This window comes from Cupriavidus gilardii, assembly GCF_008801915.1.
Classification (GTDB): domain Bacteria; phylum Pseudomonadota; class Gammaproteobacteria; order Burkholderiales; family Burkholderiaceae; genus Cupriavidus; species Cupriavidus gilardii.
Genome location: NZ_VZOV01000002.1, coordinates 102541 through 115348, shown reverse-complemented (window position 1 = coordinate 115348; position 12808 = coordinate 102541). Strand labels below are relative to the sequence as shown.

Sequence of the window (12808 nt, the reverse complement as noted above, 5' to 3'; positions counted from 1 at the left end):
GAGCGGGGGCGGCTCAGGCCGAGCGGGTGGCGCGCTTGCGCGGCGCCGCGGTCTTGGCGGCGGCGCTGCGCGTGGCGGTGGTCCTGGCCGCGGTGCGGGCGCCGGTACCGGTTCCCGTCTTTGCCGCCGTCTTGGTGGCCGTCTTGGTGGCCGTCTTCGTGGCGGTCTTGGCCGCCGTCTTGCGCGCGGCACCGCTGCCGGTGCCCGTGCGGGCCGGAGCCTTGCGCGCCGGCGCGGCGCCGCTGACGCTGGTGGTGCGGGCGCGCGCGACCGGCTTGCGTTGCGTGGCGATCGCGTCCGGGTCGGTGTCCTCGTGGCCCATCGGCGGCGACGGCTCCTTCATGCCTTCGGGCAGGCGGGCCAGCGCCGGGCGTTCGCCGACGGCGCGGCGCGTGCGGGTGCGCGGCGCCTCCTCGGCGTCCTCCTCTTCGTCCATCCGCTCGCTGGCCTTGGCCAGGCCCTTGGCGCCCGCGCCGAGCTTGATCCGCACCGGCTTGTCGCCCCAGATCTCTTCCAGGTTGTAGTACTGGCGCAGCTGCGGCTGCAGGATATGCACCACCGCGTCGCCGCAGTCGACCAGCACCCATTCGCCGGTCTCCATGCCTTCCACCGCGATGATGTGGCCGCCGGCCTCCTTGACGGTGTCGCGCACCGAGGCGGCCAGCGCCTTGGTCTGCCGGTTCGAGGTGCCGCTGGCGATCACCACGCGGTCGAACAGTTCGGTCAGGTGCGTGGTGTCGAACACCTTGATGTCCTGTGCCTTGACGTCCTCGAGGCCATCGACGATGGCGCGTTGCAGTTTGCGAATATCCATGGTGCCTTGGTGGTGCCCTTGTATTTTGTCAGCGAGGGATCGGTGGCCGTAGCCGCGTCCCGGGCCAGTGCCAAGGCCGGCCCGGTTCCACGGTCCTGCTCAGTCCTGGCGATAGAGTCCGTGGGTGGCGATGTAGTGTGCCACGCCCGGGGGGAGTTGGTCATCCGCGCGCTGGCCGGCGGCAAGGCGCTGGCGCAGGGCGGTGGAGGAGAGGTCGACGGCGAGCGTCTGGTCGATCCACATCCGGCCGGAGGGCGTGGATTGTATCAGGTGCGCGTCGGCGCGGCGTTGGGCCAGCGCATCGCGCACCGGGCCATCGAGCTGCTCCAGCGCGAAACCGGGCCGGGTCGCGACGCACAGGTGGACGTAGTCGAGCAGGTCCTCCCAGCCATGCCAGGTGTGCAGGCGCAGCAATTGGTCGGCGCCCATCAGCCAGGCCAGCGAGGCCTCGGCGCCGTAATGCTCGCGCAGCTGGCGCACCGTGTCGATGGTGTAGCTCGGGCCGGCGCGATCGACCTCCATGCGGCTGGCGTGGACGCGCGCCGGCGCGTCGGCCAGCGCCGCGGCGGCCAGCTCGGTCATCGCCAGCCGGTCGGCGGCCGGCGTCACGTCGTTGCCCTTCTGCCAGGACTGGCCGGTCGGGATCCACAGCAGTTCGTCGAGCTGCAGATGGTCGATGCACAGCCGCGCCAGCGCCAGGTGGCCGACATGGGGCGGATCGAAGGTGCCGCCGAGGATGCCGAGGCGCCAGGGGCGGCCGTGCCCGGCGGGACCCGGATCGTCGGCCGGGCCCGGCCGGATCGGCGCGCTGGCGGCGGAGGCGGTGGTGTTCATCGGTGAGGTTCAGACCCAGTCGCGCGCCGGCAGGAAGTCGGTGTACAACGCCGCTTCGGCACTGTCCGGCTCGGGCTGCCAGTCGTAGCGCCAGGCGGCCTGCGGCGGCATCGACATCAGGATCGATTCGGTGCGTCCGCCCGATTGCAGGCCGAACAGCGTGCCGCGGTCGAACACCAGGTTGAATTCGACATAGCGGCCGCGGCGATAGGCCTGGAAGTCGCGTTCGCGCGGGCCGTAGGGCGTGTCCTTGCGCGCCCGCAGGATCGGCAGGTAGGCGTCGAGGAAGCCGTCGCCGACCGCGCGCATCATCGCGAAGCTGTCGTCGAAGCCGAGCGCGGAAAAGTCGTCGAAGAACACGCCGCCGACGCCGCGCGCCTCGCCGCGATGCTTCAGGAAGAAGTAGTCGTCGCACCAGCGCTTGAAGCGCGGATAGAGATCGGCGCCGAACGGATCGAGCGCGGCCTTGCAGGTCGCGTGGAAATGCCGGCAGTCGTCGGCATTACCGTAGTAGGGCGTCAGGTCCATGCCGCCGCCGAACCACCAGACCGGGTCGGCGCCTTCCTTGACCGCGAGGAAGCAGCGCACGTTCATATGGACCGTGGGCACGTAGGGATTGCGCGGATGGAACACCAGCGACACGCCCATCGCCTCGAAGCCGCGCCCGGCCAGTTCGGGCCGGTTGGCGCTGGCCGAAGGCGGCAGCGCGTCGCCGCGCACGTGCGAGAAGCCGACGCCGGCGCGCTCCATCACCGCGCCGCCTTCGAGGATGCGGGTGCGGCCGCTGCCGCGCAGGCGTTCGGTCGGCGGCTTTTCCCAGGCATCGGTGGCGAACGGCTGCCCGTCGATGGCGGCGACGGCATCCGTGATGCGGTCTTGCAGATCCAGCAGATAGGCGCGGACTGCCTGGGAGTCGATCATCAGCATGGTCAGGATTGTAGCCGCTGCCCCGTCATGGTGCGGCGGGACCGGCACGCGGGCGGCTTGTGCTGCGAGGGTGTTCTCCCTCTCCCGCGGGGAGAGGGCCGGGTCAGGGAAAGACTTCAGCGCTTGATCGCGCGATACCCGATATCGGAGCGGTACTGCATGCCGTCGAAGTGGATCTGCTGGGCCGCCGCATAGGCCGCGCGCTGCGCCGCCTTGACGGTATCGGCCAGCCCGACCACGCACAGCACGCGGCCGCCGGCGGTCAGCAGCTTGCCGTCGGCCAGCGTGGTGCCGGCGTGGAACGTCACGCTGTCGTCGGTCTCGGCCGGGATGCCGGTGATCAGGTCGCCCTTGCGCGGCGCATCGGGGTAGCCGTGCGCGGCCATCACCACGCCCAGCGCGGTACGGCGGTCCCAGTCGAGCTCGACCGCGTCGAGCCGGCCATTGACCGCGTGCTCCATCACGTCGAACAGGTCGGTCTTCAGCCGCGCCATGATCGGCTGCGTCTCGGGATCGCCCATGCGGCAATTGAATTCGAGCGTCTTCGGATTGCCTTCGCTGTCGATCATCAGGCCGGCGTACAGGAAGCCGGTGTACGGGATGCCGTCCTTCTCCATGCCGCGCACGGTCGGCATGATGATCTCGCGCAGCACGCGCGCATGCAGCGCCGGCGTGACCACCGGCGCCGGCGAATAGGCGCCCATGCCGCCGGTATTGGGGCCGGCGTCGCCGTCGAGCAGGCGCTTGTGGTCCTGGCTGGTCGCCAGTGCCAGCACGTTGGCGCCGTCGACCATCACGATGAAGCTGGCTTCCTCGCCCTCGAGGAATTCCTCGATGACCACGCGCGCGCCGGCATCGCCGAGCTTGTTGTCGGCCAGCATCATGTCGACCGCGGCGTGCGCCTCTTCCAGCGTGGTGGCGACCACCACGCCCTTGCCCGCGGCCAGGCCGTCGGCCTTGATCACGATCGGCGCGCCCTGCGCATCGATATAGGCGTGCGCCTGGCCGGCGTCGGCGAAGGTCTGGTAGGCGGCGGTCGGAATCTGGTGCCGGTGCATGAAGGCCTTGGCGAAGTCCTTCGACGATTCCAGCTGCGCGGCCGCCTTGCTCGGGCCGAAGATCCGCAGGCCCTGCGCGCGGAACACGTCGACGATGCCGGCCGCCAGCGGCGCCTCGGGACCGACCACGGTGAAATGCACGCTCTGCTGCCGGGCAAACTCGGCCAGCGCCGCCGGATCGGTCACCGGGACGTTCTGCAGCCGCTTGTCCAGCGCCGTGCCGCCGTTGCCCGGCGCCACGTAGACGACCTGCACCTTGGGCGACTGGGCCAGTTTCCAGGCCAGCGCGTGTTCACGTCCGCCCGAGCCGACAACCAATACTTTCATGATCCACTGCCAGAAGATAAAGCTTTGGGGAGGGCGGCCGCCGCATTGCGTGGGCGGCGGCCGCCGGGGAGAGGGGAGGGGCGGAGCGCCGGCTCAGTCCTCGATCACCGCGTTGGTGAAGACTTCCTGCACGTCGTCGAGATTTTCCAGCGCGTCGAGCAGCTTCTGCATCTTGACGGCATCGTCGCCGGTGAAGCTGACTTCGTTCTGCGGCTTCATCACGACGTCAGCGACCTCGGCCTTGAAGCCGGCCGCTTCCAGCGCCGCCTTGACGGCACCGAAGTCGTTGGGCGGGCAGGTGACCTCGATCGCGCCGTCCTCGTGCGTCACGACGTCGTCGGCGCCGGCCTCGAGCGCGGCTTCCATCAGCTTGTCCTCGGGCGTGCCCGGGGCAAACAGGAACTGGCCGCAGTGCGTGAACATGAACGCGACCGAACCCTCGGTGCCCATGTTGCCGCCGTGCTTGGAGAAGGCGTGGCGCACTTCGGCGACGGTGCGGGTGCGGTTGTCGGTCAGGCAATCGACGATGATCGCGGCGCCGGACAGGCCGTAGCCCTCGTAGCGGATTTCCTCGTAGCTGGCGCCTTCCAGACCGCCCACGCCGCGCTGGATCGCGCGCTGGATGTTGTCCTTCGGCATGTTGGCGTCCGTGGCCTTGTCCATGGCCAGGCGCAGGCGCGGATTGGAGTCGGGATCGCCGCCGCCCAGCTTGGCGGCGACGGTGATTTCCTTGATCAGGCGGGTCCAGATCTTGCCGCGCTTGGCGTCGGCGGCGGCTTTCTTATGCTTGATATTGGCCCATTTGGAATGACCGGCCATGTTTCTCTCCGAGGCGGAACAGGTACGCGATGCGCGTGCAGCGCGGCAAGCGCAGCATGGCCGAAGGTGGCGGCCGGGCCGGCGGACGTTCGAGGACGCCCTCGGCTTGTTGCGATGCACGCGCCGGGTGATGGAATCATCAGCGGCAGGCCATGACTGCTGGCAATCACTGCTGGATATAATCAGCCGGGGATTTTATCACGCGCCCCCGCGCGCCAGACCGCCGGCCCGGCCTTTGCCGCACCGGCCAAAGGCCCGCTCCGTGGCGCCGCACCATCGCGCGATCCTCGATTCATTCCTCGCCTCGTCATTCACCGGAGCCCCAGCATGGCCGACCCCATCGTTATCGCCAAGAACGCCCAGCACGAACTGGCCCTGCTGCCGCAGATGGGCAATCGCCACGGCTTGATCACCGGCGCCACCGGCACCGGCAAGACCGTGACGCTGCAAGCGCTGGCACAAGGCTTTTCGCGGCTCGGCGTGCCGGTCTTCATGGCCGACGTCAAGGGCGACCTGACCGGCATCTCGCAGCCCGGCCAGCTGTCCGACAAGCTGGCCAGGCGGCTGGCCGACCTGGGCCTGCCCGAACCGGTCTGGGGCGCCTGCCCGACCACGCTGTGGGACGTGTTCGGCGAGAAGGGCCATCCTGTGCGCGCCACCGTGTCCGACATGGGCCCGCTGCTGCTGTCGCGCATGCTCGAGCTCAACGACACCCAGCAGGGCGTGCTGAACCTGGTGTTCCGCATCGCCGATGCCAACGGCCTGCTGCTGCTCGACGCCAAGGACCTGCGCGCGATGCTGCAGTACGTCGGCGACAACGCGTCGCAGTTCACCACCGAGTACGGCAATATCTCGGCCGCGTCGATCGGCGCGATCCAGCGCGGCCTGGTCGCGCTCGAATCGCAGGGCGCCGACGTGTTCTTCGGCGAGCCGATGCTGAACCTGGACGACTTCATGCAGACCGACAAGGGTCTGGGCATGGTCAATATCCTGGCCGCCGACAAGCTGCTGCACGCGCCGCGGCTGTACGCGACCTTCCTGCTGTGGCTGCTGTCCGAGCTGTTCGAGAAGCTGCCCGAGGCGGGCGATCTCGACAAGCCCAAGCTGGTGTTCTTCTTCGACGAGGCCCACCTGCTGTTCAACGACGCGCCGAAGGCACTGCTGGAAAAGATCGAGCAGGTGGTGCGGCTGATCCGTTCGAAGGGCGTCGGCGTGTACTTCGTCACGCAGAACCCGATCGATATTCCCGACACCGTGCTGGGCCAGCTCGGCAACCGCGTCCAGCATGCGCTGCGCGCCTTCACGCCGCGCGACCAGAAGGCGGTCAAGGTGGCCGCCACGACGATGCGCGCCAATCCCGAGCTGGACGTCGAGAAGGCGATCGGCGAGCTGGCGGTCGGCGAGGCGCTGATCTCGCTGCTCGACGCCAAGGGCACGCCCGGCATCACGCAGCGCGCCTGGGTGCTGGCGCCGGGCAGCCGCATCGGCCCGATCGACGAGGCCGAGCGCAAGCAGCTGCTGGCCTCGTCGCTGGTGGCGGGCACCTACGAGAAGGCCGTGGACCGGGAATCGGCCTACGAGCGGCTCAAGGGCAGGGCCGCGCAGAGCGCGGAGGCACAGACGGGGCAGGACGGGGCGCAGAACGGCGGGCAGGCCGGTGGCGAGCCCGCGCAGCAGCAGGCCGGCGAACGCGGCTGGCTCGACGAGGCGGGCGATCTGTTCGGCGGCCTGACGCGCGGCACCGGCAAGAGCGGCCGCGGCGATTCGATCCTCGAATCGATGGCCAAGTCGGCGGCGCGCACCATGGGTTCGCAGGTCGGCCGCGAACTGATCCGCGGCGTGCTCGGCAGCCTGCTGGGGTCGGGGCGCAAGCGCCGGTAGCCAGCGGCGCTGCGCTTTTCCCCGGCCATCTTCCGCCGCACGGCGGATGGGCGCGGCGGAAGGGCGCGGCGGTGAGGGCAAGCGCCCCCAGCCGCCGACTCAGTTCTTGGTGCCGAACAACCGGTCGCCCGCATCCCCCAGGCCCGGCACGATGTACGCGTGCTCGTCCAGATGGCTGTCGAGCGAGGCCACGTACAGCCTGACGTTCGGGTGGGCCTTCTGGAAGACCTCGACCCCTTCGGGCGCTGCCACCAGCGCGACGAAGGTGATCGCCTCGTCCTTGACGCCGCGGCGCTTGAGCACATCGACCGCATGCGCCGCCGAATAGCCGGTGGCGACCATCGGATCGCACAGGATGAAGCTGCGGTCCTCCAGGTCGGGCAGCCGTACCAGGTATTCGACCGGACGATGATGCTCGTCGCGATAGACGCCGATATGGCCGATCCGCGCCGACGGGATCAGCTCGACCAGGCCGTCGCTCATGCCCACGCCGGCGCGCAGCACCGGCACGATGGTCAGCTTCTTGCCGGCGATCACCGGCGCATCCATGCTGACCAGCGGCGTGTCGATATGGCGCGTGGTCAGCGGCAGGCTGCGCGTGATCTCGTAACCCATCAGCAGCGTGATTTCGCGCAGCAGCTCGCGAAAGGTCCGCGTCGACGTGTCGCGGTCGCGCATGTGCGACAGCTTGTGCTGGATCAGCGGGTGGTCGAGGATGAACAGGTTGGGGAAACGCGGATCTTGCTTCATGGCGGGTAGCGGCTGGGCGGGAAGGGCGGGGGCCTGGGTCAGGCCGGGACGTCTGGCTTGTCGGTCTGGTTGGCCGTTGGTGCGGGATTGTAATGGATCGACTCCGCGTCGTCGCCGCGAAAGCGGGGACCCAGCGGCTTCGAGCGGGCCTCCGATGCCTTTGCGCCTTTTGACATACAATCCTCGCGTCTGTCGGACGACAACTTCAAGCGTTGCCGACGCGACGGCAATTCCCAACCTTTCCCGATGTCGTGCCTTGCCGCGCCCGCCTGTCGGCGACCGTGCGCGGACAGGCCGTTTGCACCATACCCGTGCCCGCTTCCCAGAAATCCCTCGCCAGCCCCGCCAGCGCTTCCGCCGGTGCGCGGCAGCGCACCGGGCTTGCCGTCGCCGCGATCGGCGCGGTGCTGTTCTCCGGCAAGGCCATCGTCGCCAAGCTGATGTACCGCTACAACGTCGACGCCGTGATGGTCATCACGCTGCGCATGCTGTTCGCGGTGCCGCTGTTCATGGCGATCGGCTGGTGGCAGTCGCTGCGGCTGCCGCCGCTGTCCTGGGCCGATCGCGCTCGCGTGCTGATGCTCGGCTTCATCGGCTACTACCTGTCGAGCTTTCTCGATTTCCTCGGCCTGCAATACATCACCGCGGGGCTGGAGCGGCTGATCCTGTTCCTGACGCCGTCCTTCGTCGTGCTGGCCACCGCCTTCGGCTTCAAGCGCCATATCAGCCGGCAGCAGTGGATCTCGCTGCTGCTGGCCTATGCCGGCATCGTGCTGGTGCTGGCCCACGACCTCGACGTCAGCGGCAGCCAGGTATGGCTCGGCGCCGCGCTGGTGCTCGGCAGCGCGCTGAGCTACGCGGTCTATCTGATCGCCAGCGGCGAGCTGGTCGCGCGCATCGGCTCGCTGCGGCTGGTCGCCTATGCGATGTGCGTGTCCACCGCCTGCTGCGTGGTGCAATATCTGGTGCTGGGACGCCCCTGGGGCGAACTGCTGCAGCCGGCGCCGGTGATGTGGCTGTCCGTGATCAACGCGGTGTTCTGCACCGTGTTGCCGGTGTCGCTGACGATGATGGCGGTCGCGCGCATCGGCGCGCCGATGGCCTCGCAGGCGGGCATGATCGGCCCGGTGTCGACGCTGTTCCTCGGCTTCTGGCTGCTGGGCGAGCCGATCACCGTGGTGCAGCTGGCCGGCAGCGCACTGGTGATGGGCGGCATCTATCTGCTGTCGCGCGGCAAGGCCGCGCGGGCTTGAACTCAGGCGTGAATACAAACTAGCGAATCAAGGAGAAAGGGAGCATGGATTTCGGACTGCGAGGCAAGCATGCGCTGGTGTGCGGCGCGAGCAAGGGCCTGGGCTTTGCCTGCGCCGATGCGCTGGCCGCCGAGGGCGTCGATGTGGTGATCGTCGCGCGCGGCGCCGAGGCGCTGGACAAGGCCGCCGCCGATCTGCGCGCGCGCCATGGCCGCCGCGTGATCGCGGTGGCGACCGACATCACGACGCCGGAAGGCCGCCAGCAGGCGCTCGAGGCCGCGGCCAAGCTGGGCGAGCTCGACATCCTGGTCAACAACGCGGGCGGCCCGCCGCCGGGCAACTTCCGCGACTGGAACCGCGAGGACTGGATCGCCGCGCTCGACGCCAACATGCTGACGCCGATCGAACTGATCAAGGCGACGGTGGACGGCATGATCGCGCGCAAGTGGGGCCGCATCATCAACATCACCAGCGGCGCGGTCAAGGCGCCGATCGATGTGCTGGGCCTGTCCAACGGCGCGCGTTCGGGCCTGACCGGCTTCGTCGCCGGCGTGGCGCGCGAGGTCGCGCAGCATGGCGTGACCATCAACAACCTGCTGCCGGGGCCGTTCAATACGGACCGGCTGTACAAGACGATGGAAGGCGCGGCGAAGAAGGCCAATCTGACCGTCGATGAAGTCGCGCAGCGCCGCGCCGCGCAGAACCCGTCGCGCCGCTTCGGCGACCCGGCCGAGTTCGGCGCGACCTGCGCATTCCTGTGCAGCAAGCAGGCGGCCTACATCACCGCGCAGAACATCCTGCTGGACGGCGGCGCCTACCCCGGCACCTTCTGAGCGCGCGCATGACGACCATCCCTGTGGCCGCGGTTCCGCCGCGCATCGCGCTGATCGCCCACGACCGCAAGAAGGACGATATCGTCGCCTTCGCCCGCCGCCACCGCGACTTCCTCGTGCACTGCGAACTGCTGGCCACCGGTACCACCGGCGGCCGGCTGATCGACGAGGTGGGGCTGCCCGTCACGCGCATGCTGTCGGGCCCGTGGGGCGGCGACCTGCAGATCGGCGCGCAGCTGGCCGAGGGCCGGGTGGCCGCGGTGATCTTCCTGCGTGACCCGATGACGCCGCAGCCGCACGAGCCCGACATCAACGCGCTGGTGCGCGCCTGCGACGTGCACGACGTACCGTGCGCGACCAATGTGGCGACCGCCGACATGCTGATCGCCGAAATGCGGCGGCGCGCCGAGACGCCGGCGGCCTGAGCCGGTGCGGCAGCGCCGCGGCGCTTCCCATCCGATGATCCCCAAGGAGAACCGAACCATGAGCAAAGCCATCCGCATCTTCGAGAACGGCGGTCCTGAAGTGATGCAGTGGGTCGACGTCGAGGTCGGCGAGCCCGGCCCGGGCGAGATCCGCATCCGGCAGGAGGCGGTCGGCCTGAACTACATCGACGTCTACTTCCGCACCGGCCTGTACAAGCAGCCGCTGCCCGGCGGCATCGGCATGGAAGGCGCCGGCGTGGTCGAGGCGGTCGGGCCGGGTGTCACGCATCTGCGCGAAGGCGATCGCGTCGCCTATGCCGGCCGTCCCACCGGCGCCTATGCACAGGTGCGCGTGATGCCGGCCGACATCGTCGTCAAGCTGCCGGACGATATCTCGTTCGAGCAGGCCGCCGCGATGATGCTGCAGGGCATGACGGTGCAGTACCTGGTGCGCGACACCTACCGCGTGCAGCCGGGCGACACCGTGCTGCTGCACGCCGCCGCCGGCGGCATCGGCCTGATCGCATCGCAGTGGCTGAAGGCGCTGGGTGCCACCGTGATCGGCACCGTCGGCAACGATGACAAGGCCGCGCTGGCGCGCGCGCACGGCTGCGACCACACCATCGTCTACACGCGCGAGTCGTTCCTGGACCGCGTCAAGGAGATCACCGGCGGCAAGGGTGTGGCGGTCGTCTACGACTCGATCGGCAAGGACACCTTCAACGATTCGCTGGACTGCCTGGCGCCGCGCGGCACCATGGTCAGCTTCGGCAATGCCTCCGGTCCGGTGCCGCCGGTCGATATCTCGGTGCTGGGCGCGAAGGGCTCGCTGAAGCTGACGCGGCCGACCATCATGACCTATGTGACGCAGCGCGAGCTGCTCGAGCCGATGGCGGCCGAGCTGTTCGACATCGTGCGCAGCGGCAAGGTCAGGATCGAGGTGCGGCAGCGCTATCCGCTGTCCGAGGTTGCGCAGGCGCATCGCGGGCTGGAGGCGCGCAAGACCACCGGCTCGACCGTGCTGATTCCATAAGGTGAGCGGCTGTCGTTCCCGCGCAAGCGGGAACCCGGCGACTTGCGGTGTCACTGGATCCCCGCCTGCGCGGGGACGGCAACGGCGGGATCGCAACGACAAAGGGCGCCGGTTGGCGCCCTTTCTTCTTGCCCGCTACCGCGAGGTCAGTGCGGCCTGACCGTGGTCGACTGCGTCCGCATCTGCGCCTGCCGCAGGATATGCGGTGGCAGGCGCTTCAGGATCAGATGGACCGCCAGCGGAATCAGCACCAGATCGTCGACGATGCCCGGTCCCGCCACCACGTCCGGAATCAGGTCGATCGGCGACAGCGCGTACAGCACCACGCCTATCACCGCCGGCTTGAGCCAGCCGGGCGCGTCCGGGTGCCGCAGCGCATGCCAGAGCAGGCGCCCATCCCGCCGCACGAGCGTCCAAAGCGCCGAGAATCGTTTCCACATGAGAGGCCTCCTTCACACTGTGCACCCGCGGCTGGAAATGCGCGGCACGACAACAGGATAGCTTGGGCCGGTTCGCCGCGGTTCAAGTTCCCTAGGGGGATGCGGTGAAGGGTAGGGGGTAGGGTTTGCTCCCCTCTCCCGCGCGGCGGGAGAGGGGGCAAACAGGCGGTAAAGGGCACTGCCGGAGCGTTCCGGTCAACCCGGAATCTGCCCCTCCACACCCTCGACATAGAACTTGATGCCGTGCAGGAACTTGTCGTCGGCGACCTGGCCTTCGGCCAGTTGCTCCTTGCCGGTGTTGTCCTTGATCGGGCCCTTCCAGATCGGCGCGCTGCCCTCGATGATGCCGCGGCGGCGCTCGGCGACCAGCGCCTTGACGTCCTCGGGCACATCGGCGTTGAAGCCGGTCAGGTCGATCATGTTTTCCTTCAGGCCCCACCAGGTCGTGCCGTTGGTCCAGGTGCCGCCGAGCACGTCGCCGACCACCTTGTTGTAGTAGACGCCCCACGAGATCACCGACGCCGCCAGGTGGGCCTTCGGACCGAACTTGCTCATGTCGCTGTCCCAGCCGAACGCGTGCACGCCCTTTTCCTGTGCGGTCTGCACCACGGCGGCCGAGTCGGTGTTCTGCATCAGCATGTCGACGCCTTGGCCGATCAGCGTGGTCGCGGCCTCGCGTTCCTTGCCCGGATCGAACCACTTGTTGACCCAGACCACCTTGACGGTCGCGTTCGGATTGACGCTGCGCGCGCCGAGCGCGAACGAGTCGATATTGCGGATCACCTCGGGAATCGGCACCGACGCGACCACGCCCATCTTGCCGGTCTTGCTCATCTTGCCGGCGACCACGCCGGCCAGGTAGGCGCCCTCGTAGGTGCGAACGTCGTACTGCGCGACGTTCTCCGCGGTCTTGAAGCCGGTCGCGTGCTCGAAGCGGACGTCCGGAAATTCGCGGGCGACCTTCAGCATCGATTCCATGTAGCCGAACGTCGTGCCGAAGATCAGCTTGTTGCCCTGGCTGGCCAGGTCGCGGAACACGCGCTCGGCGTCCGCGGCCGACTCGGGCACGTTCTCGACATAGGTGGTCTTGACCTTGTCGCCGAACTTCTCCTCGACCGCCTTGCGGCCGCGGTCGTGCGCATAGGTCCAGCCGGCGTCGCCGACCGGTCCGATATAGACGAAGGCGACCTTCAACGGCTCTCCCGCCTGGCCGGCGGCGGCCGGCGCGGAGGCGGCACCCGGGGCCGGCTGTTCGGCCTCCTTCTTGCCGCAGCCGGCCAGCGTGGCGGCCGCCAGCAGCGTGGTGGCGGCCAGCGTCGCGAGGGACTTCCTGCGCGTGACGTTCATCGATTTCTCCTTGTGTTGAATGCGCGAATGCTTGCGGGATGGATGGCGGGTTGGCTCTGCTTGCAGA

13 protein-coding genes are annotated in these 12808 nt (G+C 68.9%); 5 read left to right on the top strand and 8 right to left on the bottom strand.

The genetic code is table 11. The features are described 5' to 3' along the window. Window positions 1–13: 13 nt before the first annotated feature. The 5 genes from rsfS to F7Q96_RS03285 form a co-directional block, all read right to left on the bottom strand. Window positions 14–814 (bottom strand): ribosome silencing factor, encoded by an 801-nt coding sequence (rsfS, locus tag F7Q96_RS03305; RefSeq protein WP_170265832.1) that lies wholly within the window; start codon window positions 812–814, stop codon window positions 14–16. A 99-nt stretch (window positions 815–913) separates the two neighbouring features. Further along, window positions 914–1648 carry a nicotinate-nucleotide adenylyltransferase gene (locus F7Q96_RS03300; protein ID WP_082371410.1) on the bottom strand — a complete coding sequence of 245 codons (735 nt, stop codon included), beginning with the start codon at window positions 1646–1648 and terminating at the stop codon, window positions 914–916. Between the two features lie 9 nt (window positions 1649–1657). Next, on the bottom strand, window positions 1658–2569 hold the full coding sequence (hemF, locus tag F7Q96_RS03295; RefSeq protein ID WP_053823026.1) for an oxygen-dependent coproporphyrinogen oxidase: 912 nt from the start codon (window positions 2567–2569) through the stop codon (window positions 1658–1660). A gap of 122 nt (window positions 2570–2691) precedes the next feature. Further along, window positions 2692–3960: a phosphoribosylamine--glycine ligase gene (purD, locus tag F7Q96_RS03290; protein WP_053821350.1), complete on the bottom strand. Its 1269-nt coding sequence runs from the start codon at window positions 3958–3960 to the stop codon at window positions 2692–2694. 93 nt (window positions 3961–4053) lie between these two features. Then, window positions 4054–4779, bottom strand: coding sequence for a YebC/PmpR family DNA-binding transcriptional regulator (locus F7Q96_RS03285; RefSeq protein WP_053821351.1), 726 nt, complete (start codon window positions 4777–4779; stop codon window positions 4054–4056). Window positions 4780–5106: 327 nt separating this feature from the next. On the opposite strand from F7Q96_RS03285, the gene F7Q96_RS03280 reads away from it, so the two are divergent. Next, window positions 5107–6660 (top strand): helicase HerA-like C-terminal domain-containing protein, encoded by a 1554-nt coding sequence (locus F7Q96_RS03280; RefSeq protein ID WP_053821352.1) that lies wholly within the window; start codon window positions 5107–5109, stop codon window positions 6658–6660. A 99-nt stretch (window positions 6661–6759) separates the two neighbouring features. On the opposite strand, the gene upp is transcribed toward F7Q96_RS03280, so the two are convergent. Further along, window positions 6760–7410: a uracil phosphoribosyltransferase gene (gene upp, locus F7Q96_RS03275; protein WP_053821353.1), complete on the bottom strand. Its 651-nt coding sequence runs from the start codon at window positions 7408–7410 to the stop codon at window positions 6760–6762. Window positions 7411–7721: 311 nt separating this feature from the next. Between upp and F7Q96_RS03270 the strand changes: the two genes are divergently transcribed. From F7Q96_RS03270 to F7Q96_RS03255, 4 genes are read left to right on the top strand one after another with little or no spacing between them, the layout of a single operon-like run. Further along, window positions 7722–8663: a DMT family transporter gene (locus F7Q96_RS03270; RefSeq protein ID WP_053821354.1), complete on the top strand. Its 942-nt coding sequence runs from the start codon at window positions 7722–7724 to the stop codon at window positions 8661–8663. A 44-nt stretch (window positions 8664–8707) separates the two neighbouring features. Next, the gene (locus F7Q96_RS03265; RefSeq protein ID WP_053821355.1) at window positions 8708–9496 is read left to right on the top strand and encodes an SDR family oxidoreductase; all 789 of its coding nucleotides are present in this window, start codon (window positions 8708–8710) and stop codon (window positions 9494–9496) included. Window positions 9497–9504: 8 nt separating this feature from the next. Next, window positions 9505–9921, top strand: coding sequence for a methylglyoxal synthase (locus F7Q96_RS03260; RefSeq protein WP_053821356.1), 417 nt, complete (start codon window positions 9505–9507; stop codon window positions 9919–9921). 58 nt (window positions 9922–9979) lie between these two features. Beyond that, window positions 9980–10954 (top strand): quinone oxidoreductase family protein, encoded by a 975-nt coding sequence (locus F7Q96_RS03255; RefSeq protein WP_053821357.1) that lies wholly within the window; start codon window positions 9980–9982, stop codon window positions 10952–10954. A gap of 146 nt (window positions 10955–11100) precedes the next feature. Here the strand turns inward: F7Q96_RS03255 and F7Q96_RS03250 are convergent, their stop codons facing one another. Both F7Q96_RS03250 and F7Q96_RS03245 read right to left on the bottom strand, forming a co-directional pair. Beyond that, complete coding sequence (locus F7Q96_RS03250; RefSeq protein ID WP_053821358.1) at window positions 11101–11394, bottom strand: YkvA family protein; 294 nt, start codon at window positions 11392–11394, stop codon at window positions 11101–11103. Between the two features lie 195 nt (window positions 11395–11589). Further along, window positions 11590–12741: a BMP family ABC transporter substrate-binding protein gene (locus F7Q96_RS03245; RefSeq protein ID WP_053821359.1), complete on the bottom strand. Its 1152-nt coding sequence runs from the start codon at window positions 12739–12741 to the stop codon at window positions 11590–11592. Between the last annotated feature and the right edge of the window lie 67 nt (window positions 12742–12808).